The sequence below is a fragment of the Shewanella sp. MEBiC00475 genome, assembly GCF_005234075.1.
Lineage (GTDB): Bacteria > Pseudomonadota > Gammaproteobacteria > Enterobacterales > Shewanellaceae > Shewanella > Shewanella polaris.
In genome coordinates this window covers 1,349,305-1,375,796 of the sequence record NZ_CP039928.1, presented here as the reverse complement: position 1 = coordinate 1,375,796, position 26,492 = coordinate 1,349,305, and the positions used below count along the sequence as shown (strand labels likewise).

Genomic DNA, 26,492 nt, shown 5'->3' with positions numbered 1-26,492 from the left:
TTATACATATCGCTTATTCTTAATGGAATAAGCGATATTTGAAGTAACTGAGGTGGGTTATAACGTCACTTTTCTCGACTCGTAATTCTGACACATTTGCAGTGCTTTCTCTTCTTGGTATTCACGTAGTCCACTGAGGACTAATGTTTTCTTTCCTGTTCCAATGGCTCGTTCGTTATGACGTAATTCGAAGCTTAAGGTGACATCTCCACGTTTGCCATTAATCAACAACTGCTGGTCGATTAAATGCAGGCTGATGTCTTCAAAGTCATAGCTATCAAGATGAAAAGACATACTTTCGTAAATAACTAATGGACGATCAGGGTTAATCATTACCTTGTATTGCTTCATCATAGGCACGAGTACATGGATAAAGTTTAAGCCAGAAAAAGCTACATAACTTTTAATAAATGCCGCTGTTTGTACATCGCATTTGCACACTTCACCTTGTCGTTCAATGTGCAGGTATTCCTTACCTTTGGTGTCACAAATACTGAATTTATCGCCGACACTTTTATCTACGTGAAGCTCAACATTATCACCTACCATACCAGCAAACTTAAATTGCATATTTTGGCTAAGGCCGTACTCGGTTAGTACAAGCGCAAATAATAAATCGCCTGGAACACAAAAACGTTTAGCGCCCACATCATGGATAGGGTTGAAATCGCCTGCAACTTTCTTTGCAAAGTCACTGGCTTGCTGGGCAGAGATGAACACGCTTTGATCTTGCTTGGTAAAATAAGGTGATAAAAACATAAAGAATAATTCTTATTGGTCAGTTGTCTGCTGTCGCACCACAGCGGTTTGTTACTGATTATGCAGCAACAAACATGCTTTAGGGCAACAATTTATTAATAAAATAGTTAATTGAGCGAGAGTGTACTTTAAAACTTCAAATAAACTCACCCGATGACTAGGCCCTAATTACACATCTTTCCATTGCAAGTTATTCAATGGGTATCCTCCAAACCACTTTGGCTCGTCAAGTACGAAGTGAGAGGTTATATTTTCAATGCCTAAATCCGCCTGTAAAAGCTCATCACAAAAGTGATTAAACTCTTCAATCGAAGTGCAAATGACAAAAGCGATATAATCAATTTCACCATTCACTCTTAAGCAGTCGACAATTTGAGGGTATTTTTTTGCAGAACGCTCGAAAATAGAGCAGTTTTGGTAGGTGTTACTCTTTAGCTTAATATTGATATAGGCTTTTACATTAACGCAGAGTTTATTGATATCTAACGCCATAACATACTGTAATATATAGCCACAATCTTCCATCGCTTTAACTCGTTGCAGGCATGCGCTGGGTGACAAACCTACCCGTTCAGATAATTCGTTATTACTAATTCGAGAGTTATTCTGTAGTTCAATAAGAATATTTCGATTTATTTTATCCAGTTTGACAGGTTTTTTTATCATTCATCTTGTCCTTTTATGCCTTGCAAAAGAATAACCTGATTTGTAGGCATTATTCACCAAATAACTCAAAATAGTTAACATATTTCCGATTAAAATTTTTAATAAATATATGATAATTATTAAATTATGATTTTCTGGAGAGTATAGGTGATACATAACCCAAAAGTAAAAATACACACTGACATTGGCGACCTCATCGTTACTCTATACGCTGATAAAGCACCCGTAACAGTCAGTAACTTCTTAAATTATGTCCAACAAAAACGATTCAATGACTCGACGATATTTCGAATTGTCACTGAAAGTAATGCTGAGCAGCCTGAAGATGCCAATACAAAAATTCAAGTGATCCAAGCAGGATTACCGCCTGAACATCCCTTACTTTTACCGTCTATACTCCATGAGTCAACAAAAGATTCTGGGCTTTCACATATTCATGGCACCATCTCGATGGCGAGATTTGAACCGGGTAGTGCTGATGGTAGCTTCTTTTTCTGTATTGGCGATCAATTAGAACTTGATTATGGTGGTAAACGTTATAGTGATGGTCTTGGTTTTGCTGCTTTTGGCCGAATTACTGACGGCATGGACGCGTTAACAAGTATTTTTGAACAGGCAGAGCCACAAGAATATCTTAAGAACGAAATCACTATAAAATCAATAGCCTTGATTTGATTTCAAGGCTATTTCGTTTATGGGATAGCCTTATTTTGATTGGTAAGCTAGAGGGATCATTAATATAAAACACGCAACAAAACAGATAGATCCCATTACATTTACCCCTAAGTAGCTAAAGTCTAACATAATTTCACTTGCCGCAACCGGACCAACAATGTAACCGACACCAACCCAGGTTTGGGCTGCAGTAATATATTTTCCTGAGTGGTCTGCATCTGAAATAATCGCAAAAGTTCTTGCGCCCACAATACTCCAAAAGAAACTGAATATACTTAATAAAGCTAAATATTTAAATTCACTGACTTCAAAAGACACAAAAATTAAACAAGCGCTCATCAATATAATAGAGAGCAGTAGCAACAAGGTGCTCTTGCCTTTAATATTTAACCAAGCAAAGAATAGTGCTCCTAATAAGCCTGCTATCATAGCAAGGGCGAGTGCTTGAGAAACATAGTCTAAAGATAATCCTGCATCCGTACCCACAAAGGAAATGTAACTCCACGTACCGCCTATACCGATGTAAAAACAAAATAAACCAGCAAGTGCGATAAGAAAGTATCGCGTGGGAATTGTGTTTATATCGCCATCATTTGTAAGCTTACTTTTGTAGCTTTGACTGTTTTTTGGTAAATTGTTGATGACAAATAATGGTGTTAAATAAAATATTGCCATGGCTACAAATACCCCCTGTAGCCCAGCAAATTGATAAATAGGTGCAACAGCTACCAGCCCGAGTGCTTGAACGGCAACGACTACAGCGGTATAAAACCCAAACCAACGATTTGGGTTAGTTGTCATACCGATTGAAGTGATGCCAACGGCCACGAGTAAACCTTCACCAATGCCTGCAATAACTCGAATGAGGCACAACACCAAAAAATCACCGGTATAGGCTGATGCCAAATTTGCACAGCAACTCAGTAATACTCCGGCAATGACGATATTCCTGAAATTAAGCTTTGAAACAAATGTTGAAAATACGAGGGTAGCCACCACGATACCCATCGCATCGGTAGCGGCTAAATACCCCACTTGCACACTTGTCAGCTTCATTGTTAATGCAATAACTTCTAAATATACAGGCAAAAATAATAATACTAAGTAACCAATTGGAGCGGTTAACAAGCCTGCTAAACCAAATGCAAAATCTTTGGTTTTATGAATTGGTAATGTAGACATATAATCCTTTTGTTTTTAGAAGTCTTAACATTCAATAAAGTTACTGATTATATTGGTATATTTCTATAGCTTCCTGTTCGGAAATAAATCCATTAACAATATCTTTAGTGATAGATTGTGCTGAACGTTTTAACGGGTCTCCCCAACCGCCACCATTGCCAGTGACTAAGCGTATTAAGTCACCTTTCTCTAAAGGATATCGGCTTTTTCGACTGAATCTAGCTTTTTCATTGCCATCACTATCAATAATCGCGATATAGTTACAAGAACCGTTCTGGCCACCATTGGTTCCCCATGTTGGTGTGATCCCTCGACCAAAAAAGCTCGAAATATCAGCTCCATCACCTAATACGCGATACTCGAGAATAACCCCTTTACCACCGCGAAATTCACCACAACCAGCACTATCTGGATTAAATTCATAGCGCTCAACGCGAACACCATAACGCTCTTCAGTGATCTCTATGGGTATATTGCTAGTTTCGCCATTGCCAACACAGAACTGACCAGACTCACCATCTTTGATGATATTTGCTCCCCAACCACCGACTAATGGTTCAACCAACAAAAATGGTTCTTTTGTCAGAGGATTAATTCCCGATAAGCTTATTGTGCACACAGAGCCAAATTGACCTGCAGTTAATACATCTGGAATGGCAGAGGAGAGTGCTTTACGGATCACATCCGCTGCACAAACCATCGACTCAAAATAGGATGAAACAGGAGCAGGGCGCTGGGCTGTTAATATTGTGCCCTCTGGACACTCTACTCTAAGACGTCTAAAGCAACCGTCAGTAGCCGCTGCATTGGGCTTTACAACGCCCATAAATACTTCTCTCGCTGCCGAAACAAGCACACCCATAGTGCAATTAATTGGCCCAAGAGCTTGTTTTGACGAACCTGTAAAATCACAAATAAACTCTTCATCAGTGATAGTGACTTTGACTTTAATGATAAAGGGGCCGTGTCCCATACCATCTTCGTCGATAATGTCTTCAGCATAAAAGTCGCCTTTGGGTAACGTTTTAAACTTTTCAAACACCATGGTATCGCCGTGATCTAATAGTTTATCAATTGCTGTTAATGTTGTTTCTTGTCCATATTTTTCTATCAAAGATAAAAAGCGCTGCTCACCTACTTTTAATGATGCCGCACAGGCTTTTAAATCACCCAAGGTCATTTCCGGTAAACGCACATTTGCTTCAATCAAATCTAACAGCGATTGATTGGCAATGCCTTTTTCATACACTTTGATACCCGGGAACTGAAGGCCTTCTTGGTAAATAGAGCTTGCATCAGCACTGTAGCTTCCAGGGTCTTTGCCGCCAACTTCAGTCCAATGAGCTTTATTTGCCGTCCATGCAACCAATGTATGCTGATAAAATATAGGACGGATCATACAAACATCTGATAAATGAGTACCTCCGCCTGAGTATGGGTCATTTAAGATGAATACATCATCGGCATAAATATTATTGGCATCAAACTTTTCAATGATGCGCTGCACTGCGGCGTCGAGTGTTCCTATAAAACCCGGAATACCGTTACCTTGTGATATTAATCGCCCTTGGGCATCTGTTACCCCAATACCATAATCTAATGATTCATAAATAATGGGGCTTTTACTGCTGCGCTTCAACGCTAAAAACATTTCTTCGCCAATCGCGATTAAGGCATTTTTAATGATTTCTATAGTAAAAATATCAACAGATTTAGGCTGCTGAGGTTCCTTGTTGGCTTGAATTATTGTCATGTTTAAAGTCCTTTAACTTAATACGTTAAGTGGATATGTATGCCACCAAAAGCATCTATTTCTACTTTGTTGTCGGGCAGAATGACTGTCGTAGTCGTTGGTTCTTCAATAATGGCTGGCCCTGAGAATTTCATACCGTGAGTCAATAATTCACGATTATAAAGAGGGGTGTTGTGGGTTCCCAATTCATCGAAATCGACATCGCGTTGGCCAATAATCGCAGTAGAGGCATCTGCACTTTCGCTTTTTGCTACTGGGGTAATTTCAGCTTTATCTAATAGACCAAATGCAACCAAATGAATGTTAACAATTTCTATCGCTGAATCTTCAAGGTTGAAAGTATATTCTTGCTTGTGAGCTTGATGGAAACGTTGGGATAAAGTATCAATAAATTCTTTATTATCAAGTGATAACGCAGGAATAGGTATTTTTACGGTATGTTCTTGGCCATGATAACGAGCATCAACATAAAGCTCTAACATCACTTTATCTTCACTAAAACCATCTTCTTTGTAGTCTGCTAATGCATTGGTCATCACGCCATCAAAAGCTTTACCAATGTCTGTCTTGCTATCATGGGTAATACTGATTTTATGGGTGTGAATATAATCTCGACGTAAATCAAGCATCAGCATTCCCCATGCTGAAAACACCCCAGCAAAGGGCGGAATAATGACCTTTCGAACATTAAGTTCTTTTGCTAGCGCAGTGGCGTGTAAAGCCCCGCCGCCGCCGAATGCCATCAGTGAAAAGTCGCGTGGATCAAAACCTCTGTTTACCGAAATAAGCTTAAGGGCATTAACCATGTTTGAATTCGCAATTTTCAATACACCATGTGCAATTTCCATGGCGGTGACACCAAGCGTATCACCGAGCTTTTTGAAGGCGTTATGCACAGCTTGTTGAGCTGGTTTGATTTCTCCACCCGCAAAGTTGTCGGGATTAATTCGTCCCGTATAAAGATTGGCATCTGTTGTCGTAGGTTCTGTACCATTACGACCATAAGCCACAGGTCCTGGCGTTGAACCGGCACTTTTTGGGCCTACATGTAAACTACCTGCAGCATCTATCCAGGCAATACTGCCCCCACCATTACCTATTTCAACGATATCAATTACGGGGGTTTTTATGGGATAACCTGCTGTGCTCTGTGTTTTCTCGAGCATGTATTCGGTGGTGATCCGCGTTTCACCTTGGTTAATGAGTGAGCATTTTGCTGTTGTACCTCCAATATCTAAAGCTAGCAGGTTTTCGTCACCGATAACTTTACCGTATGCTACAGCGCCTAAAATCCCGCCTACAGGGCCTGACTCTACAAGTGTAATAGGGTTTTTACAGGCGGCCTTTAAGGTTGCAATGCCGCCATTTGACTGCATGATGTAAGGGGCATTTTTTAATCCCTTTTCGGCGAGTTTTTCATTCAGTTTATTTAAGTATTGCTGAGCGGGTGGGAGCACATATGCTGATAATACTGTGGTGTTCGTTCGCTCATATTCTCTCCACTCCGATGAAATTTCATAAGAGGCAATAACATCCACTTCAGGCCAGTATTTTTGGATCGCTATTACGGCTGTTTTTTCATGCTCATTATTCAAATAAGAATGTAAAAAGCACACCGCAATAGCCTGAATATCTAGGGATTTAAAGTACGTTAAGATCTCTGGTAATAATGAGAGATCAAGCGGTGTTATTTCTCGGCCTAAATGGTCTAAGCGTCCGGGTAGTTCTCTGCGTAAATGGCGCTCAACAAAAGGCGTTGGTTTTTGATAGCAATTGTTAAAAATATCAGGGGTGTTACCCCGGGCTATTTCTAACACATCGCGAAATCCTTGAGTGGTAATTAACGCTGTTTTCACGCCTTTACGCTCGGTAATCGCGTTGATAACCACGGTTGAACCGTGTGCAAAAAAGTCGACATCGGCTAACGATATATTTGCTTTATCAACAGTATTGATCACCCCTTGCTCAAAATTAGGTGGGGTAGTATCACTTTTAACCGCTTTTACTGTGCCTTGTTCAATGTAAACAAGATCAGTAAACGTACCACCGACATCCGTCGCAACTCTAATCGTCATAATAATCTCTTTAAATAAATCAGAAAGGGTCGCCATATACATGGGCGACCCTAAAACCTAGAATGAATACTTAGCTTGAACCCCAACTTGTCGAGGGCTGTTTTGCATGCGAATTAATGGGTTGTATAGGAATACTGTTTCTGGAGATTGCTCATCTAAGATATTGTTGGCAAACAATGAAACTGACCACGACTCATTATTGACGGTGAAATTAGCGTTGAGGTAGGTATGAGAGTCTGTTTCTCCGGTATCATCATTGTAGATATCAAAACTTCTTGGCCCGACAGTGTTAAATGCTAAGCGTGAGCTTAGTAACCAGTCTTTATGTAATTCTGTGTAATGAGTAATAGAGCCATTAAAGTTAAACTTAGAGACGTAAGGCATTGTACCACCTTCAGTTTCTTGTAAATCACGCCCTGATAAGATGTCAGTTCCTTTATTTTCAGTTATTTCGTTATCAATATAGCCAGCCCCAAAAGACACTTTAATGTCTTCAGTCACATTGGCAGATAACTCTAGTTCTAATCCATTAATGATCACTTCATCGATATTTAAGTTTTCTAGGGTGAAAGTAGACGGGTTTAAACGCGTAAACTGAGCATCTTGCTGAACAATTCTAAAGGCCGCTAGATTTAACCAAATGGTGTCATCAAGCCAAGTTGTTTTAGAGCCAATTTCAATTGTGTCGGACACTTCTTTATCATATTGACGATTGACGGTAGGTGAGTATTCATTAAAACCACCACTTCTGAAGCCTTTTGAATAGGTGGTGTAAAGTAAAACATCGGGCGTATATTGCCAAGCAAGTGAGGCTTTAGGTTGGAGTTGGCTATAGGTTTGTTCGGCTTTTGATGCCGCTTTATCGCGTTCATCATATGCTTCGCGTGTTTCTGAGTCATACCTTAACGCAAATGTTAACTCTAAATCATCGGTAATATCATAATTACCTTGCCCAAAAAAGGCATAGGCGTAACTGTCTAGGACTGTTTTTTCACCTTCTAATACCAGAGAAGGATCTGAAGCCATTAGTGCTTTTACATCATTGTAGGTTACAAGTTCTGTTGGTGTGACATCAATAACCTGGTCATATGAAACATACCTGTCTTTTGTTTCTGCAAAACTGCCTAAGGCCCAACTAAATCCATCGTTGTTCTCCGAGACAAATCTGACTTCAAGATTCTCTGAACTCTCTTTTATCGGATTGATTTGTGTTATTGGAAAATAAAAGTTTTCTTCACTTGCTTCGAAGTGAGTAAAATCACCATCAGCAAAAAACTCTATATCTGAATCATTAGCAGAAAGCACTACAACCAATTTACCGAGGTCAAATTGGCTTTCCAGTTTAGAGGATAAAAACCACATTTCTGAGATATCTTCACCGATTGCATTACTATCGTTCTCAATATCAAAATCTTCTAACTCTTCGGCGGTAATTCTCGCCATATAATTACTACCCTGTCTATTGTTAGAGTAGTTACCTCGAAAAGTGATATCTGTATCGTCTGTAATCAAATAGTGCAACATTCCTTGAAAGCCATATGCGCTGTCAACAAAGTCGACATCTTCGTTGGAGTAAGCATTATCTATTTGTCCATCACTATCACGGTAGTTTGCTGATATACGGTAATAAAGTTTGTCTTCAATGACTGCACCACTCAAGGCTGAATTTAACTTAACCTCATTCCCTTGGGCGTATGAGGCCTGTACTGAACCTTCAGTTTCATCTGTAGGGGCTTTAGTGATGATATTAACAGCTCCGCCGATAGCATTTTTTCCATAAAGTGCCCCTTGAGGGCCTCTTAGTACTTCAATGCGCTCAATGTTATGCAATCCTTGGTTAATAAATTCTAAATTTGGTACGGTAACTCCATCAACCACATAGGCAATAGGGGCTTCGCCTACTTGAGGGGTAATTAAGCCACGAACGGTGATGAAGTTTAGACCGGAGCGAAAGTTTTTAGATACATCAAGATTAGGTGTCAGGGCGGCAAAGTCTTTGATTGTTTCTATTCTTGCTTGGGCAACTTCAGAAGCATTTATGACAGTGACTGAGTCTGGGATTTGTTGCAGTGTTTCCACTCGCCCGCGAGAAGTCACAACGATCTTTTCCATTTCGGCATTCTCTGCCTCCTGCGCGTAAGCATGGTTTGTGACAACCAATGAATTTGCAATGGCGAGTGCGAGTGTCGTCTGAAAAAAAAGCTTACTTCTGCTCATACCTTTCCCCTGTAATATTATTATCGCTTTCTGATTTTTGTTAACTATAAACTAACGTGTTTTTAACAAAAAATTACGATGATTAGGTAGTTGAAACAAAAATAATTGCTTAATTTTGTATTGAAAACGAATGATATGTTTTGAACATTCAGGGTGTGTTATTGAATTTATCGTGAATACAAACTGTTGAGTTGGATTTTGACTTTGATAACGTTAATTAAAATTCAAGCTGACAACAGTAAGGTCGAACAGTAAATTAACATCAATTTGATTATACCAAATTCTGTCAGCGTGAATGATTTGTCGACTATTAATATCGTCTTATCTGAGGGGGTAAGGCAAATTCTACCAAAATAAAAAGTTATTTTTACCATGTTTTTTGACACTGTACATGGCTTTGTCTGCTTGTTCACATACGTTAGTAAAATCATCGAGTTCGTCGAATAAACTAATGCCAATGCTTAGGCCAATGTTAATGGTTTCGCCTTCAAGTTTTATGGGCTGTCGATATAACGCAAGTAAACTTTCAGCTATTTGAGTTAGTACATTGGTGTTGTCACATTGAGTTAAAATAACAAATTCATCTCCGCCAAAACGCGCGATATGAAAACCATACTGTTTTGCCGTGGTATCTGCAGGGGAAAGTAGTTGTTGGCATATGCGATTGAGATCTTGGGCAATAAGAACAAGCAGGCTATCACCATAGCGATGCCCTAAATGATCATTAATGATTTTAAAGCCATCAAGATCGATAAAAAATAATGCGCCTGAATGATGAGCTGATTGCGTTTGTTTTTCGCGTTTGAAAGCAGTAACCAGTGCGGTGCGATTGAGCAAATTGGTCAATGGATCTCGGTGGGCAAGTTTGGCTAAATCTTCTTCATAGCGTTTTTCTTTGGTGACATCAATATGAGTGCCCATAATACGAAGTGGTTCACCGTTAGCGCCATATTCAATAATGCGACCGCGGTCAGATACCCAAGCTACACTGCCATCTTTGTGGATCATTCGGTGAATGGCTTGATAGGTTTCAGCTTTACCTGCTACATGACTTTCAAAGGCTTCAATAACCCAGTCTTTATCTTCTGGGTGGAGATTATTTTTCCAGCTGTTGATATGCGCAGGTAATTCTTCGCGAGTAAAGCCGAGAAGTTGTCCCCATTGCTGATTAAATATCGTCAAGTTGCCGCTAGGAATATGCTGTTCCCATAGACATAAGCCCGTGCCATCAAGCGTTGCATTGAGTAGCTCGTTTACCCGATTATTGATTAAGGTAAGGCGGCTATTTTCATGCTCTAATTGCTTAATTCTTTGCTTATATCGTTCGAGCTGAAATTGCGTACTGTTATCCTGCTGTGCCATGGATAATCAATAATCCTGTAAAGTCCAATGAACCCAGTTTAGCTAATTATGAACAAAAAAAATACCAGCAATAATTGCTGGTATTTTTTTGTTCATAAAGCTGATTTATAACGCTTTAAGAATCGCTTCAACGCTATCTTTGGCATCGCCAAACAACATTTGAGTATTGTCTTTAAAGAACAATGGATTTTGTACACCGGCATAACCTGTGTTCATTGAACGTTTAAAGCCAATCACGTTTCGGGCTTTCCACACTTCTAATACTGGCATACCTGCAATAGGACTGCTTGGGTCTTCCATCGCAGCAGGGTTAACCGTATCATTAGCACCAATCACTAATACAGTGTCAGTATCAGCAAAGTCGTCATTGATTTCGTCCATTTCTAGCACGATATCATATGGCACTTTAGCTTCAGCCAATAGTACATTCATGTGGCCAGGTAAACGTCCTGCTACAGGGTGAATACCAAAGCGAACTTTAATGCCCATTTCACGTAGCTTTCTGGTGATTTCAGCAACCGGATATTGTGCTTGAGCAACCGCCATACCATAACCTGGAGTGATGACGACTGAGTCTGATGCTTTTAGCATGTCAGCGACATCTTCTGCAGTTGTTTCACGATATTCGCCAACGGTTTCATCGCCTGAAGCAGCAACGCTATCGTTACCAAACCCACCGGCAATAACAGAAATAAACGAGCGGTTCATTGCTTTACACATAATGTAAGACAGAATCGCACCTGACGAGCCGACTAATGCACCCACAACAATCAGTAAGTCATTAGATAACATGAAACCAGCGGCTGCAGCTGCCCAACCCGAATATGAGTTCAGCATTGAAACCACAACTGGCATGTCTGCACCGCCGATTGAGGCCACTAAATGCCAGCCAAATGCGAATGCAATTAATGTCATCAGAATGAGTGGAGTGACTGCACCGCCAGCTTGCACGAACATCACCATAAGAATAAATGACACCACTACCGCCAGTAAATTTAACTTGTGGCGGTGAGGTAACATTAATGCTTTAGATGAAGTTAGTCCGCGCAATTTCGCAAACGCAACTATTGAACCTGTAAAGGTGACTGCACCGATGAAGATACCTAAAAATACTTCCACTAGGTGGATGTTAAGCATGGCACCAGTTAAGTGTTCTGCTTGTTGGGCTGCATTTGCTTCGACAAAGGCGGCTTTAGCAGTTGCTAGTGTGGTGTTGAGATCTTGTCCCAATACCACAACGATTTCGGATACTTCATGTGGCTGAATATCAATAAAGCTATTAAAGCCCACCAATACAGCTGCTAGACCCACAAAGCTGTGCAAAATAGCAACTAGCTCTGGCATTTCGGTCATTTCGACTTTCAATGCTAAGCGAATACCAATTGATCCACCTATGACCATGGCGAGAATAATCCATTCTACGCCGCTTGTGGCAGGATTGAGTATGGTGGCTGTAAGCGCAATAGCCATACCAATAATGCCAAATAAATTACCATTTTTAGCGGTTTCTTGTTTTGATAACCCAGCTAAGCTGAGAATAAAAAACACCGCGGCAATGATATAAGATGCTGTAACCAGTCCTTGAGACACGATATTACCCCTTAATCTTTACGGAACATCTTCAGCATGCGCTGAGTGACGGTAAACCCGCCAAAGATGTTGATACTGGCGATAAGCACCGCGACAAACGCAAGCGCAGTGACGAGAGCTGAACCTTGACCTATTTGCAATAATGCACCCACCACAATAATGCCTGAAATCGCATTGGTGACCGACATTAATGGTGTATGCAAAGAGTGCGACACATTCCATACGACGTAATAACCGACCACACAAGATAGGATGAATACGGTGAAGTGTGACAAAAATTCAGCAGGTGCGACTGAAGCGACAGCGGCAAAGCCGGCAAGGCCTAATGCACCTAAAATGTATTTAAGTTTTGATGGTGCCTTGTCAACTTCGGCGGCTTTAGGCTCGATACTCGCTGCTGGTTTTTGCGGTGCAGCAGATACTGAGATAGCTGGTGGTGGGAAAGTAATTTCGCCACCACGAGTCACTGTCATGTTACGCATGACAACATCATCAAAATCGAGCTCTGCATTACCGTCTTTGGCTTTACACATTAACTTCATCAAGTTGACTAAGTTGGTGCCATAAAGCTGTGACGATTGCGCAGGTAAGCGGCCTGGTAAGTCGGTATAACCCAATACCTTCACGCCATTTTCGGTAATAAAGCATTCACCAGTGACGGTGTATTCACAGTTACCGCCAGTTGCCGCTGCTAAATCGACAATCACAGATCCAGATTTCATGGTGTCTACCATGTCTTTGGTGATCAGTTTTGGCGCAGGGCGACCAGGAATTAGCGCGGTGGTAATAATAATGTCGACGTCTTTGGCTTGCTCGGCGAATAGTGCCATTTCAGCGGCAATAAATTCTTCTGACATCACTTTGGCATAACCGTCAGATGAACCGCCTTCTTTGTTTTCGAATTCAAGCTTTAAGAAGCTGCCGCCCATTGACTCAATTTGCTCAGCCACTTCAAGACGGGTATCAAATGCGCGTACTATGGCACCTAACGAGCCTGCGGTACCAATAGCGGCAAGACCGGCAACACCTGCACCAATAACCAGTACTTTGGCTGGTGGCACTTTACCTGCTGCGGTAATTTGGCCAGTAAAGAAACGACCAAATTCGTGTGCAGCTTCAATCACTGCACGATAGCCACCAATGTTGGCCATCGATGATAAGGCATCGAGTGACTGTGCACGTGAAATACGCGGCACCATGTCCATTGCCATTACGGTAATATTGTGACTTGCCAATTTTTCAACAAGTTCAGGGTTTTGTGCTGGCCAAATAAAACTGACTAGCGTAGTACCTGGTTTCATTTTGGCGATTTCGTCATCTGACGGCGCATTCACTTTAAAAATAAAGTCAGCTTGGTACACGCTGTCAACAACATCCGCCCCAGCGGCTTCAAACGCAGCATTATCAAAGCTAGACTTAACACCTGCCTGGGCTTCAATTGCCACACTAAAGCCGAGTTTTTTTAGCTGTACCACAGTGGCCGGAGTCGCCGCGACTCGAGTTTCACCCTCGATACTTTCTCTCGGTATTCCAATCTGCATGACTGTTTCCTGATGGTTAATAAAAAAGACTGTCTATTGTTGTTCCCCATCAATAGACCATTCCGTTAGAGTATTACTGTCTCACATGGGCACTTTTACGATAGCAAAATTGCAACATGTGGCCATTGAAGTTGGGTAAACTATTTAGTCAATGGCATCACGCTGACATAGTTATATTATATTTGCACGTCGTTTTACTCAGAGAACAATCAACCTGAGAATTATTCTTCAGTTAACTGGACCTCCTAGCTTGCGACATCAAGCATGTTCGGTACAAGTGCCTTTAGGCTAATTACTGGTTTTAAATTAAGGTTATTTAAAAACTTTTAACTGTGCCACACTTTTGTAGCTTAAAAAATCATCTTTGCATATTCCTAAATGGAATAAAAAATCATCTTTTATTCTTTTTTGGTTTTTGTTGGTAGGAGTAAGCTAGTCAACATTACACTGTTATAAGGCCGTCTTATGTTGTTAAAAGAACTTTCAGCTTTAGCTTCGCCACTGTCACAAGCACAAGTCGACAAGCTAAAACAATTTACCTCAGAATTAACTTCTGTTCAGCTTGCCTGGGTCAGTGGCTACTTGGCAGCAAGTGCGAGCCAAGAGCAAACCGCAGGCATCGCTGCAGCAGAAACATCTGCCGCGCAAACAGTGACCATTTTATACGGCAGCCAAACGGGCAATGGCCGTGGCGTAGCTAAAGCGTTAGCCGCCAAAGCTCAGGCGCAAGGTTATGCCGTTAATATTATCTCTATGGGTGAATATAATGTACGCCAACTTAAGCAAGAAACCATCTTGTTTTTAGTTGTGAGTACCCATGGCGAAGGCGAAGCACCTGATGATGCGATGGAACTGCATAAGTTTTTAGCCTCAAAACGTGCGCCTAAACTTGATAACTTACATTACGCTGTATTAGCGCTAGGCGACTCCAGCTATGAGTTCTTCTGCCAAACGGGCAAAGACTTTGATGCACGTTTAAGTGGCTTAGGGGCAAAGTCGTTATTACCATTAGTTGAATGTGATGTTGATTATGAAGATATTTCATCTCAATGGCAGGACAGCGTTGTTGAGGCCGTTAAACCTTATATTCAAGCATCTAGTGCCAATGTCGTGTCAATTGGTGCAACATCGACAGCTGGCGAAAGTGAGTACACTAAACAAAATCCTTACACTGCAGAAGTGCTGGTGAGCCAAAAAATTACCGGTCGAGGTTCTGATCGTGACGTGCGCCATGTCGAGATTGATTTAGGCGAGTCAGGATTAACTTATCAAGTGGGTGATGCATTAGGTGTGTGGTTTAGTAATAACGAAGTGCTTGTTGATGAAGTGATCGCCGCGCTTGGTTTAGCTGCAGATGACAATGTCACCGTATCGAAACAGTTAGTATCATTACAAGCTGCGTTAACTGACAAGAAAGAATTAACTCAGTTATATCCAGGTTTAATTAAGTCATGGGCTGAGTTGAGTGGTAATGCTGAACTTGCTGCCATTTGTGAAGACAAAGAACAAACCAGACAATTTATTCTTAAGCATCAGTTAGCCGATTTAGTTGCAGCATATCCTGCCAAGGTTAGCGCCATGCAATTGGTTGATATGTTACGTCCATTAACGCCTCGCTTATATTCAATTGCCTCTAGCCAAGCCGAAGTTGAAGCCGAGGTGCACCTAACGGTGGCATTGGTTGAAGATGAGCGTCAAGGCCAAGCTCGCTTTGGTGGTGCATCGCATTTCTTAGCGTCGGCTGAAGAAGGCCAACAAGTTAATGTGTATGTTGAACCAAACAATCATTTCCGTTTACCAGAAAATCCAGAAACACCGGTGATTATGGTTGGCCCAGGTACTGGTGTAGCACCATTCCGCGCCTTTATGCAGCAACGTGCTGCTGACGGTGTGTCGGGTAACAGCTGGCTATTTTTTGGTAACCCACACTTTGAACAAGATTTCTTATACCAAGTTGAATGGCAACAATATCTCAAAAACGGTGATTTATCGCGTTTAGACGTGGCGTTCTCACGCGATCAAGCTCATAAAGTGTATGTGCAGCATCGTATTGCTGAACAAGCTGAAGCGTTATGGCAGTGGCTACAAAATGGCGCTCATGTGTACATCTGTGGTGATGCAGACCGCATGGCAAAAGACGTACACCAAGCATTAGTGAATATTGCGGTTGAACAAGGTGGCTTAAGCGCTGATGACGCAGAAGCTTACTTTGAAACACTTCGTAGCGACAAACGCTACCAAAAAGACGTGTATTAAATTTCGACCCGGTTGTGAGTCCAAATCTAGCAACCCAATCGCACTAATGAATTGAACAGAATTAAGAGAGGCCCTGGCCATGAGTGAGCAAAAGTTAGCGTTAAACGAATACTTAAAAATCGACAGTGATTATTTACGCGGCGATATCCAAGAGGGTTTAGATACCCAAGTGACAGGATCGTTTAGCGATGGCGATCAGCAGCTGATCAAATTCCACGGTTTTTATCAGCAAGACGACCGCGATTTACGTAACGAGCGTAAAGAGCAAAAGTTAGAACCCTTACACAGCTTCATGTTACGAGCCCGTGTACCTGGTGGTATTTGTACCCCAGAGCAGTGGTTAGAAGTAGATAAAATTTCATCAACGCTAACCACCTCAAACAGCATTCGTTTAACTACGCGTCAAACGTTTCAATACCACGGCATTCCTAAGCGTAATTTAAAAACTTTGATCCAAGATCTTGATCGCGCCGCATTAGATTCTATTGCTGCTTGTGGTGATGTAAACCGTAACGTGATGTGTAACCCAAACCCAGTTGAATCTAAGTTACATGCGCAAGCGTATGCCGTTGCTAAGCATTTATCTGATCATCTGTTACCACACACTCGTGCTTATGCAGAGATTTGGTTAGATGAAGAAAAGTTATTAGGCACCGAAACGGTTGAGCCTGTTTACGGTAAAACCTATTTGCCACGTAAATTTAAAATGGCTGTCGCAGTTCCGCCACATAACGATGTCGACGTATATACCAACGACCTTGGTTTTATTGCGGTAGCAGAAGCCGGAGAGTTAATTGGCTTTAACTTGGTTGCTGGTGGTGGTATGGGTTCTACCCACGGTGAAGTTGAAACGTTCCCCCGTTTAGCCGATGACTTGGGATTTATTAAAACAGCAGATGTCACTAAGTTTGCCGAAGCGGTGATGACAGTTCAACGAGACTGGGGTAATCGTGTTGTCCGTAAACGTGCCCGTTTAAAGTACACCATTGTTGATCATGGTCTTGAGGCATTTAAAGCCGAAGTCGAAAAACGTGCAGGCGTTAAATTTGAGCCTAAGCGTGATGTGATCATTGGTGATCGCGGCGATCGTTATGGTTGGGTTGAAGGCATCGACAATAAATTTCATTTAACACTATTTATTGAAAGTGGCCGCATTAAAGATTTACCCGGTCAAACCCTGCAGACTGGGTTACGTGAAATTGCCAAAATCCATAAAGGTGATTTCCGTATGACCTCAAATCAGAATATGATTATTGCGGGTGTTGCTGCACAAGACAAAGCCGATATTGAAGGCTTAGCGCGTAAGCATGGTTTATTGGGCAAAGTATTAAGTGGTACTCGCGGGCATTCAATCGCCTGTGTGGCATTACCGACGTGCCCATTAGCGATGGCCGAAGCGGAACGTTACTTCCCTGAGTTTATCGATCATATTGATGCACTACAGGCAAAACACGGCATTAGCGAGCAATCAATCGTGGTGCGCATGACAGGTTGTCCAAACGGTTGTGCTCGTCCATTTGCAGCTGAAATTGGTTTAGTGGGTAAAGCACCTGGGCGTTATAATTTGTATTTAGGCGCCAGCTTTGAAGGCACTCGTTTAAATAAAATGCATAAAGAAAACATTCAAGAAGCTGAGATTTTAGCAGAATTGGATACCTTATTTGGTCGCTACGCCACAGAGCGCGATGCGGGCGAAACCTTTGGTAACTTCACTGTACGCATTGGCGTTGTGAAGGCGGTTATAGACGCCGCTAAGGATTTTCATGCCTAATGAAGTGGTAACGACTGCGTCAACAGACGCGGCCGTCGATCATTCAGTTACTCCGGCTCAACTGCAGGCGTTATTATTAGCGCCTAAAGCAGAGCAAATCGCTGCGCTTGAAAACATTAACTTGTTTTTAGCAGGCTTAACGGCGCAACAACGAGTGGCTTGGGGTCTAGCATATTTACCAGGCGATCATGCGTTATCGTCTAGCTTTGGTATTCAAGGCGCGGTGATGTTGCACATGGTGACTCAAGCACAAAGTGATATTCCAGTGATTTTAACCGACACTGGCTATTTGTTTGCTGAGACCTATCAATTTATTGATCAGTTAACCGAGCGTTTAAGCCTGAATCTTAAAGTGTACCAAGCGGGTCAAACCCAAGCGTGGCAAGAAGCGCGTTTTGGTAAGCTGTGGGAGCAGGGAATTGATGGCCTAGAAAAGTATAACCGCATCAATAAAGTTGAGCCTATGCAGCGTGCATTAGCTGAATTGAATGTCGGTACTTGGTTTGCAGGCTTGCGTCGCAGTCAGTCTAGTACCCGTGAAGCATTGCCTATTTTAGCCATTAGCGGCAAACGTTTTAAGTTGTTACCCATCATTGAGTGGAGCAATAAAGACGTGCACATGTACCTAACTGAACACGACTTGCCATATCACCCATTATGGGAGCAAGGCTATGTTTCAATCGGTGATACTCACTCAAGCAAACCACTTGAGTTGGGGATGACTGAAGAAGAAACTCGTTTTAACGGTTTAAAACGAGAATGTGGTTTGCACTTCGATATTTAATCTCTTCACCGTGAGTTTGTTATCGGTATGCTTGATTGATGCAAGATGGTGGGAGAGTTAGCTCGATTCATTGGTTTATGGGTCATTAATTGGTTAGTTTGATAGAAAAAATTAAATTTTATTTAAATTTTTATGCAACTGTGCCGATAGTAGTCTAGATTTAGACATTCCCGTAGACGGTTTTTGTCGACGTTTTGAGATTGTTTTTGCAATCTACGTACCTTCAAAAGCTTTGCTCGCACCTCGAGCACATTGATTGACTTGTTAGCGTATAAGCAATCGATTTGGTTATTCCCGATAACTCTGCACTATAGAGTTATCGGGAAATCTGTTGTTGTATAATTACCCGCAAAATCCCCACACTATTTTCCCTTCTGTTTTACTCATACAATATGCATACCCTATTAACCCCATTAATACCAAGCTGCTTGTATCCGCATTTATTGATTTTTTAGGTGTGTGGTTTCTGGAATAAATAACATCCAACGAGGCATATCCTAATGCGTTTGATAACATTTAATGTTAAATTAATCCATAGTTTATCGGTGTAATCAACAATGCTTACTCGTGAAATAATACATTTTTAATGCTAACTCATGTCATGGAAGAGTTAACAATCATATCAATTGGAGTTTATAGATGAATAAAATGGCAATTGCTGCAGTGGTATTGGCTGTAGGTGCTGGCGGATACTTTCTGTCACAGCAGGGAACATCAGTAGTTAAAAACGACCCAATGTTGGATTATATCCCTGCCGATACGTTGGCATTTTCTGGGCAGTTAGTGCCATTTCCGTTAAAAAGTTATCTGTATAGCATCCAGGGTAATTATCAAGCTTACGATGCGGATAATATGCTGTCTTTGGATGATAGTTCATCTCCTCAAGAGCGTTTTTTTATCAGTTTATATAAGCAATACATGACTGTATTGGCTGATCCTGACACCCTACTATCAACATACGGATTACCTGATTCACTTAAGAGCTATTTTTATACACTCGGCGCATTACCCGTGATGAAAATCCAGCTGAGTAATCCAACTGCTTTTTGGGCCGAACTCGATCGTGCCGAGCAAGAAAGCGGCTTGACTCATTCTATGGGTAAGTCTGGCGATGTTGATTATCGCGGCTACGCATTAACTGATGCGGGCGAGAAAGAAAAGATTGAACTCATATTTGCCGAAAAAGATGGTTGGTTAACGGTGACTTTAAATACGTCATTTAACCAAGCTGAATTGCTTGAAACGGCATTGGGTGAAAAGAAAGTTGAACACCCAATTAGTGAAACCACTATGCTGCAAGACATTGCTAAGAAACATGGTTTTATGCAAGACAGCATAAGCTTTATTAATCATGTTGAATTGGCCAAAGGATTAACATCTAGCGACGGTAATATGCTTGCCAAGCAAATGACCAAAATGGTTGCAATGGAAGGTGAAGATCCATTTGCAGAAATGAAAACACCTGTGTGTCAAACTGAATTAAATGCCATTGCCGCCAACTGGCCGCGCACTGTTATGGGGCTTAACTCGTACTCTATTACCCGAGACGAAAGCACCATTGATGCAGCCGTCGTGGTTGAAAGTAACAACCAAGTCATTTTATCTGCATTGAATAAAATACGGGGTTTTGTACCGTCATTTATGGGTGACTCTCATGAAAATATCTTATCGGTTGCGCTGGGTATTGATGCTAACAAATTAGCACCAGCATTGAGTGAAATATGGACCGACCTACAAACACCAGAATATCAATGTGCTCCGCTAGCAGAAATGCAATCTGAGCTAAGTGATTTAAATCCGTCGATGCTTGGCATGATGACAGGTATGGTAAACGGTGTTAAAGGCGTGAGTATTACGTTAGGTGATTACAAATTAACTGAAAAAAATGGTGAGCCGAGTTTTGAAAAGTTAGATGCGCTTATTACAGTGTCGGCTGAAAAACCAATGATGTTAGTTGATATGATGAAGCCCTTTTATCCACCACTTGTAGATGTGGATTTAAAAGACAATGGTGATCCGGTCGACATCACATCACTGTTAATGTTACCGCCAGAATGGGGTGTTAGTGCAAAATTAGCCATAAAAGGTAATCAATTAGTGGCTTATACTGGCGACAGAGGTACTGAACTCGCAGATTTTATTGCTACACAATTACTCGAACCTACAGGTTTTTTCAACTTTTCGGTAGATTATCAAAAAATGCTTACCCCATTAATTGATATGGTGGAAATGAGTGGTGAACCTATGCCAGAAGAACTGTTGATGTTAAAAGACTACAATATGCGTCTAAACATGTCGGTAGATTTCACCGATAAAGGCATAGTAATTGGCTCTACCGTAAACAGTAAAGCGAATGCAAAATAACCCTAACGCTTATTGATCGAAATATCTGTAATAAAAAAGGTGACCAGTACGGTCACCTTTTTTTGTATTAGCACATTTCAACGTAATTTTTATCTGATTATAGCAAAAGCTATAGAAGGTCGTTTAGCGCAACACCAATACCAATACGCTGATTGTGATGGTTATAATCAATTAAGCTTTCACCGTAACCATTAAAGTATTGAGTATAAATACGTAAATTACCTACAATCGGGTAGCTCCAAGTCATTTGAATCGCGCCGCGGTTAGTCGCACGTAAGTTGTTACGCAATAACATCGTAAAGCGATGCTCATCTAAGCCGTAAACTCCTGTTAATTCAAAGTTACCCATATAATGGTTGATGTCTGGATTATCATCACCTTTAGCGGAATTAATATCTTCTTTGTCATCTTCTGGGATACGCCACCATACTTTAAGCCCGAGTGCGAACGGACCACGGTCAAATACCACGCTGCCGTATATTCGATTCCAACTGCGCGATAGTTGATTAGCTTGGCCATTAGATTGATGCACTGCGCCGACACCTAAAAACGAGTTAGTAAAGCCGCCAATTTTCCAGTCATTATTAAACAACATAAACACCTCAGGTTCGTGGTTAGTTTCACGAAATGGTGATGATGCATTCGAGTTATAAACTTGCCAATAAGATTGATTTGTATAAGCAAAATACAAATGGCCATTATCACCAAAAACGTTATACCAAACTGGAAACTTAAAACTGATTTGAAATTTAGCTTCTAAGTTATCAACGGTAAAATCTTCATCTGGGTATTTAATGTCAAAGGGTGATGAGTTAGGGCGAGTTTGGTATGTTACAGGTAACAGATAATTTACCTTGTGTGGGGTGAGCACAAAACGTTTTTCAGATGTAGCCAGCTCATCTTTAACTCGGGCTTCGACCAATGAGTCTTCGGCAAGAGCAAGTGAACTATTACCTAGTAGTAACAGCAACGAGAGTCCAAGAAATTGAGTACTTTTTATCATTGCATCATCCATCAGCATAATTATTAGTTTGGTTTGGTGTCGTGAATAGTCTTTTCGAGGTTCATTGTTATCAATTGATAGAGATTTGTCGAATTAAGTTATCAATTGTTATCAATTTATCGCATCATTCAATCTACATCGGCATGTCAGATAGATTAAACAGCTTACAAATAACTTCATATTCTATTTGGTTATAAAAACTAACTATTAACTATTATATATGGAATATAGAAAGCGCTATATTTGAGCATAGTCAAATATCTTGAGGTTAATGTGATGGAATTAGTATCGATGCCGGGGCAGCAAGCCAAAGGCAAAGTATGGTTAGTTGGTGCGGGTCCTGGTGACGTAGAGCTGTTAACCCTAAAAGCCTATCGCATTCTTAAACAAGCTGATGTTGTGTTGTATGACGCATTAGTTAGCCAAGATATTTTAGATTTGATCCCAACTCATGCGGAAAAAATTGCAGTGGGTAAACGTGCTGGCAAGCATAGTGCGCCACAAAATGATATTAATCAACTGCTAGTGACTAAAGCATTCACTCGCAAAAATGTGGTGCGTTTAAAAGGTGGCGATCCATTTATTTTTGGTCGTGGAGGTGAAGAGTTACAAACCTTAGTTGCTGCAGGTATCGCATTTGAAGTTGTTCCTGGTATTACCGCAGCTAGTGGCACCTCTGCTTATGCTGGTATTCCGCTAACACATCGTGATTATGCCCAAGGGGTGACGTTTATTACTGGTCATTGCCAGTTAGCCAGCCGCCCTATGGATTGGCAAGGTTATGCTAATCCCAATAATACCTTGGTGGTGTATATGGGGATTTTAAACGCCAACATTATTAGTGATGGTTTGATTAACGTTGGTCGAAGTGCTGATACACCAGTGGCAATAGTGTCTAACGCAACCAAATCATCTCAACAGCGGTTTATTGGTAAGTTAGGTGAGCTAGCACAATTAGCTGCTGATCCTGCTTTGCAGATGCCTGCGCTGATGATTATCGGTGAGGTTGTTGAGTTAGCGGACAGCTTAAATTGGTTTGATCCTGTCACTGCGCAACAAAAAACTGCTCAACAAAAAACAGATTTAGACACAGTGGCAAAAGCGCTGTAGTCGAATAATTTAATCCGCTGTTATTAGACAATATTAGTTAATGTACTTTATGAATAAATTGAGGCTTTGACGCTTATTGATGTTCCCTTTGAAGGAGTATCAATAAGCTATAATTTAATCATAAAGATGGAAAGTGTTCAGTATTTCCACCAATTACTTTAAATTTTATATTTATAAATGAGAGCAATGCAATCAAATCTATTCCTTCAACAATATTTTTAATCAATAAATAATGACCTCAAACGTTTAGTTTTTTTATGCGCTTGCCGACGTGTCTATTGTGTTTAACGGCAAGTCTCTAGCCTGTTCGCGTAGATAATCCATTCCAGCCAAAAAGCCTGAGAACATTTTTAAGGCAATAAACTGACCAGCAACGGTAGTGGTGTAATTATTACCTTGTTTATTGAGGGCTCCTGCAGAAATTAAGTAGCTCATTTCTAATGGGAATGCTTGCCACAAAGACTTGCCTGTATGGGCTTTAAACTGTTGATTATCCAATAAGCCGTGACCCATCATCATCATTAAATGATGCTGTGAAAGTGATTTATTTTGTAATGGTTTGGTATAACAAGTACCAGAGTGCCCAGTATTGATACGGTTGATATAATCTGGAATATCAAAACTGGATATTCTAAATTGCTCACCAAAGCGGCCGAATGCGCCAGAACCTACGCCAAAGCAGTCTTCGCCATCAAGTACATATTTATTTTCAACAGGTTGACCGAAATTGCGGCTGAAGGTCCATGGGAACTCCATAATATAACGCTCTTTCATGGCTTCTTTTACCGCTAAAAATTGTGGCCATAAGTCTTCTGGACGGCCTGCCAGTCCACCCGCTTTTTTTCGATTTTTACCAATACCTATCGTTAATGGATAAGTGGTAATTTGATCTGGATTTAAACGAATAGTTTGGGCTAAGTCGCTGGCAACGGTTTCAGGTGTTTGGATTTTAAAGCCATACATCATGTCTAAATTAACCGTAGGTATAATATCAATTGCGTGGCTAACGTATTCAGCTTGTTGCAAGCCGCTACCAAATTTTTCAAAACGACCGCTGGCTTTTAAAATCCTATCATCAAAGCTTTGTATTCCAATCGACATGCGGTCGACCAAGCCTTTGAGTAAATGAGGGTTACCTTCTTTAAAATAAATCGGATCGCTTTCACATGACACTTCACGTATTGATGTTAATGACTTAATCATTTCAATAGTTTTGATTAATTCATCTTCTAAGATCGTGGTGGTTCCGCCACCGATATACACCCGATTAAATCTAAAACCTTGGGCTATGACTTGACGAATTTCTTGCCTTAATGCTTTGAAATATTCTTTGGCGACACCTTCATTAAATTTAATTTTATGAAATGAGCAAAAGCGGCACAAAGTATGGCAAAAAGGAATATGAATATAAAGCGTTTCAATAGGCTTTTCTGGCACACTAAGTTGCTCTAATTCATCAAGCGCGACAGCATCTTTTAGACTTAATGATTGTCTTATGGTTTGACCCATCACCCAGTCAAGGCTGTTTGTGGCAAGGTTTAACCTTGAGGTAGAAAGAAATTTTTTCATGAGTTGCCCTTAGTCTTAAAAATACAGTCAATGGCATGAGTCTTTAAGTGAGTCATCATGATTGGCTTACGCACTAAATTAGTTTATAAATCATAGCGTAAATGAGCGATAACAAAGAAACTGTTGCCTGTGGCATGAAAATACAAATATGTATAAAATCTGAGTCTTCTTATTGCTAAAATTTGATGCCTATCACCTATTAAACATAAAAATCTATAGTTAATTGATGAAAACTATTTATTAATCGCTGCATAAAACTACTTTCAGGTTAATTGAATTAGCGTAAAACCATGAGTAACTGCTGGAACTCATATACCACAGTTCCAACGTCGTCATATTATCTGAAGGTTGAGCGGTCGGTAGGGGTAAATATTATTGAAAGCCTGAGTATTGGTATTACAAAGGGATGAATACCATTGGCTAAGTACTTAAGTACCTTAGCACTAGCGTAAATGCTCTTCATACAATGGCACTGACAATATCTTGTGTCGTTGCTCAATATAGTGGTTTTTTGCTTGTCATAGCGCTTCTATTAACTGTATGTTTAATTAAAAGCTAACTATGGCAAAGCCTAAAATGATTTGCTATGGGGCTAAATAAACCAGAACGGTTTAGTTTAGATGAGCTTTACAGTAATACCTGCTTCAATACGCGCTGCCAGTTTTCACCCATAAAACGATCGCGATCTGTGGCTTTGAAACGAGCTTTTTTCAAGGCATCGTCGATGCGGCTCATGCGGTCGATATTGTTGAGTTCAGGGATCACCACATGTTTTGGTTCAACGTCAAAACCTAATACATTTTTGTCTTCTAAGCTGTGCCACCATTCGAGGTATTCTTTTATCCCTTCGCTATTATTGTTATCTAACGCTAATAGGTTTTCTTGACCACGAAGTGGGAAGTCATTGGCGATTGCTACGCAATCAACGCCGCCCACTTTAGCAATATAAGCGAGTTGGTTGATGTAGTCTTCTATCGTTGGAATTGGCTTGTTGGTGAGCCAAAAGCTCATCATAAACACCCCAAATACTCCGCCGTTATCGCCAATGGCACGGATGACTTCATCGGGTGAGCAACGGGCATTGTTTACAATTGTGCGCGCAGCACCATGGCTTTGCACTACAGGAGACTGGCTGGTTTTAACTGCATCAAGGGCTGTTTGGGCGCTTGAGTGACTAACATCAATAAGAATGTTTTTCCGATTAAGCTCTGTTATGAGCTCGCGCCCAGCGGCGGTTAATGAAGTATTCAAACTATTTAAGCCATTATTATCTAATGCACCACCGGCATAACGATTACCATAATGGTGTGTCAGCTGTAGTACTCGTAAACCCTGTTGATGCAAATTATCTAGTTGTTGCCATTCATTACTTAAGCTGTCATTTTCAACACAATCAGCGCCTTGAATTTGAAAAAATACGGCCGTTTGTTGCTGTGTTCTAGCTTTACTAATATCAGTACCTGTAAGCCCTTGCAGATACACGTCTGGATTGGCTTTTACTGAGTTAGCCGCTTGGGTAATACTGTTGATGCAGGCTTGATAAGTGCGTTTATAATTTTTAGTGCCATCAGCTTGTTCAATGGTTTCTATCGCCGAGACATCGGCGATAAAGGCATCGAGCTTTGAGGCTTTAACATCATTGATGTCGGTCGGTAAAAACGATAAACCATCGATGTATAAACGACGTGGCTTAGCGGCCCATGCGGGAAATGAGCTTAAAGGGCTTAATAATGTGGCTGCTCCAAGGCCTTTTAATATATGACGGCGAGCTTGGTTACAGACTTTTTGAGTCATTATTATTCCTTAGTGTTGGCA

General features: G+C 40.9%; 18 protein-coding genes. 6 read left to right on the top strand and 12 right to left on the bottom strand.

The features are described 5' to 3' along the window. Positions 1–57 precede the first annotated feature (57 nt). Positions 58–759: a DUF3581 domain-containing protein gene (locus FCN25_RS06065; protein WP_137222913.1), complete on the bottom strand. Its 702-nt coding sequence runs from the start codon at positions 757–759 to the stop codon at positions 58–60. Between the two features lie 168 nt (positions 760–927). Continuing rightward, on the bottom strand, positions 928–1,425 hold the full coding sequence (locus tag FCN25_RS06060) for an Lrp/AsnC family transcriptional regulator (RefSeq protein ID WP_167495976.1): 498 nt from the start codon (positions 1,423–1,425) through the stop codon (positions 928–930). Between the two features lie 147 nt (positions 1,426–1,572). Between FCN25_RS06060 and FCN25_RS06055 the strand changes: the two genes are divergently transcribed. Further along, positions 1,573–2,100 carry a peptidylprolyl isomerase gene (locus FCN25_RS06055; RefSeq protein ID WP_137222911.1) on the top strand — a complete coding sequence of 176 codons (528 nt, stop codon included), beginning with the start codon at positions 1,573–1,575 and terminating at the stop codon, positions 2,098–2,100. 30 nt (positions 2,101–2,130) lie between these two features. Here the strand turns inward: FCN25_RS06055 and FCN25_RS06050 are convergent, their stop codons facing one another. The 7 genes from FCN25_RS06050 to FCN25_RS06020 all read right to left on the bottom strand — a co-directional run bounded on the left by FCN25_RS06050 (position 2,131) and on the right by FCN25_RS06020 (position 13,820). Beyond that, positions 2,131–3,282, bottom strand: coding sequence for an MFS transporter (locus FCN25_RS06050; protein ID WP_137222909.1), 1,152 nt, complete (start codon positions 3,280–3,282; stop codon positions 2,131–2,133). Positions 3,283–3,322: 40 nt separating this feature from the next. Further along, positions 3,323–5,035, bottom strand: a complete 1,713-nt coding sequence (locus tag FCN25_RS06045; RefSeq protein WP_137222907.1) for a hydantoinase B/oxoprolinase family protein — start codon at positions 5,033–5,035, stop codon at positions 3,323–3,325. A gap of 17 nt (positions 5,036–5,052) precedes the next feature. Next, the gene (locus FCN25_RS06040) at positions 5,053–7,110 is read right to left on the bottom strand and encodes a hydantoinase/oxoprolinase family protein (RefSeq protein ID WP_137222905.1); all 2,058 of its coding nucleotides are present in this window, start codon (positions 7,108–7,110) and stop codon (positions 5,053–5,055) included. A gap of 57 nt (positions 7,111–7,167) precedes the next feature. After that, complete coding sequence (locus FCN25_RS06035; RefSeq protein WP_137222903.1) at positions 7,168–9,327, bottom strand: TonB-dependent receptor; 2,160 nt, start codon at positions 9,325–9,327, stop codon at positions 7,168–7,170. A gap of 345 nt (positions 9,328–9,672) precedes the next feature. Then, positions 9,673–10,689, bottom strand: a complete 1,017-nt coding sequence (locus FCN25_RS06030) for a sensor domain-containing diguanylate cyclase (protein WP_137222901.1) — start codon at positions 10,687–10,689, stop codon at positions 9,673–9,675. 105 nt (positions 10,690–10,794) lie between these two features. Next, the gene (gene pntB / locus FCN25_RS06025) at positions 10,795–12,279 is read right to left on the bottom strand and encodes a Re/Si-specific NAD(P)(+) transhydrogenase subunit beta (protein WP_137222899.1); all 1,485 of its coding nucleotides are present in this window, start codon (positions 12,277–12,279) and stop codon (positions 10,795–10,797) included. An 11-nt stretch (positions 12,280–12,290) separates the two neighbouring features. Next, positions 12,291–13,820: a Re/Si-specific NAD(P)(+) transhydrogenase subunit alpha gene (locus tag FCN25_RS06020; RefSeq protein WP_137222897.1), complete on the bottom strand. Its 1,530-nt coding sequence runs from the start codon at positions 13,818–13,820 to the stop codon at positions 12,291–12,293. A gap of 465 nt (positions 13,821–14,285) precedes the next feature. Between FCN25_RS06020 and FCN25_RS06015 the strand changes: the two genes are divergently transcribed. The 4 genes from FCN25_RS06015 (at position 14,286) to FCN25_RS06000 (ending at position 20,995) form a co-directional block, all read left to right on the top strand. Further along, positions 14,286–16,076 (top strand): assimilatory sulfite reductase (NADPH) flavoprotein subunit, encoded by a 1,791-nt coding sequence (locus FCN25_RS06015; RefSeq protein WP_137222895.1) that lies wholly within the window; start codon positions 14,286–14,288, stop codon positions 16,074–16,076. A gap of 79 nt (positions 16,077–16,155) precedes the next feature. Then, positions 16,156–17,847, top strand: coding sequence for an assimilatory sulfite reductase (NADPH) hemoprotein subunit (gene cysI / locus FCN25_RS06010; RefSeq protein ID WP_137222893.1), 1,692 nt, complete (start codon positions 16,156–16,158; stop codon positions 17,845–17,847). After that, complete coding sequence (locus FCN25_RS06005; protein WP_137222891.1) at positions 17,840–18,631, top strand: phosphoadenylyl-sulfate reductase; 792 nt, start codon at positions 17,840–17,842, stop codon at positions 18,629–18,631. The genes cysI and FCN25_RS06005 overlap by 8 nt, the downstream gene beginning before the upstream one ends. Before the next feature lie 639 nt (positions 18,632–19,270). Next, positions 19,271–20,995: a hypothetical protein gene (locus FCN25_RS06000; protein ID WP_137222889.1), complete on the top strand. Its 1,725-nt coding sequence runs from the start codon at positions 19,271–19,273 to the stop codon at positions 20,993–20,995. Positions 20,996–21,104: 109 nt separating this feature from the next. On the opposite strand, the gene FCN25_RS05995 is transcribed toward FCN25_RS06000, so the two are convergent. Continuing rightward, positions 21,105–21,998, bottom strand: coding sequence for a phospholipase A (locus tag FCN25_RS05995; protein WP_240778431.1), 894 nt, complete (start codon positions 21,996–21,998; stop codon positions 21,105–21,107). 276 nt (positions 21,999–22,274) lie between these two features. On the opposite strand from FCN25_RS05995, the gene cobA reads away from it, so the two are divergent. After that, positions 22,275–23,108: a uroporphyrinogen-III C-methyltransferase gene (gene cobA / locus FCN25_RS05990; RefSeq protein WP_137222885.1), complete on the top strand. Its 834-nt coding sequence runs from the start codon at positions 22,275–22,277 to the stop codon at positions 23,106–23,108. A 255-nt stretch (positions 23,109–23,363) separates the two neighbouring features. On the opposite strand, the gene FCN25_RS05985 is transcribed toward cobA, so the two are convergent. Then, complete coding sequence (locus tag FCN25_RS05985; protein WP_137222883.1) at positions 23,364–24,677, bottom strand: coproporphyrinogen III oxidase family protein; 1,314 nt, start codon at positions 24,675–24,677, stop codon at positions 23,364–23,366. Positions 24,678–25,304: 627 nt separating this feature from the next. After that, on the bottom strand, positions 25,305–26,471 hold the full coding sequence (locus tag FCN25_RS05980; RefSeq protein WP_137222881.1) for a membrane dipeptidase: 1,167 nt from the start codon (positions 26,469–26,471) through the stop codon (positions 25,305–25,307). Between the last annotated feature and the right edge of the window lie 21 nt (positions 26,472–26,492).

Coding starts and splice junctions, on each gene's coding strand:
- FCN25_RS06065 (WP_137222913.1), bottom strand. CDS start 759: ATGTTTTTATCACCTTATTTTACCAAGCAAGATCAAAGCGTGTTCATC.
- FCN25_RS05985 (WP_137222883.1), bottom strand. CDS start 24,677: ATGAAAAAATTTCTTTCTACCTCAAGGTTAAACCTTGCCACAAACAGC.
- FCN25_RS06040 (WP_137222905.1), bottom strand. CDS start 7,110: ATGACGATTAGAGTTGCGACGGATGTCGGTGGTACGTTTACTGATCTT.
- FCN25_RS06000 (WP_137222889.1), top strand. CDS start 19,271: ATGAATAAAATGGCAATTGCTGCAGTGGTATTGGCTGTAGGTGCTGGC.
- cysI (WP_137222893.1), top strand. CDS start 16,156: ATGAGTGAGCAAAAGTTAGCGTTAAACGAATACTTAAAAATCGACAGT.
- FCN25_RS06035 (WP_137222903.1), bottom strand. CDS start 9,327: ATGAGCAGAAGTAAGCTTTTTTTTCAGACGACACTCGCACTCGCCATT.
- cobA (WP_137222885.1), top strand. CDS start 22,275: ATGGAATTAGTATCGATGCCGGGGCAGCAAGCCAAAGGCAAAGTATGG.
- FCN25_RS06045 (WP_137222907.1), bottom strand. CDS start 5,035: ATGACAATAATTCAAGCCAACAAGGAACCTCAGCAGCCTAAATCTGTT.
- FCN25_RS05995 (WP_240778431.1), bottom strand. CDS start 21,998: ATGATAAAAAGTACTCAATTTCTTGGACTCTCGTTGCTGTTACTACTA.
- FCN25_RS05980 (WP_137222881.1), bottom strand. CDS start 26,471: ATGACTCAAAAAGTCTGTAACCAAGCTCGCCGTCATATATTAAAAGGC.
- FCN25_RS06050 (WP_137222909.1), bottom strand. CDS start 3,282: ATGTCTACATTACCAATTCATAAAACCAAAGATTTTGCATTTGGTTTA.
- FCN25_RS06020 (WP_137222897.1), bottom strand. CDS start 13,820: ATGCAGATTGGAATACCGAGAGAAAGTATCGAGGGTGAAACTCGAGTC.
- FCN25_RS06015 (WP_137222895.1), top strand. CDS start 14,286: ATGTTGTTAAAAGAACTTTCAGCTTTAGCTTCGCCACTGTCACAAGCA.
- FCN25_RS06060 (WP_167495976.1), bottom strand. CDS start 1,425: ATGATAAAAAAACCTGTCAAACTGGATAAAATAAATCGAAATATTCTT.
- FCN25_RS06005 (WP_137222891.1), top strand. CDS start 17,840: ATGCCTAATGAAGTGGTAACGACTGCGTCAACAGACGCGGCCGTCGAT.
- FCN25_RS06030 (WP_137222901.1), bottom strand. CDS start 10,689: ATGGCACAGCAGGATAACAGTACGCAATTTCAGCTCGAACGATATAAG.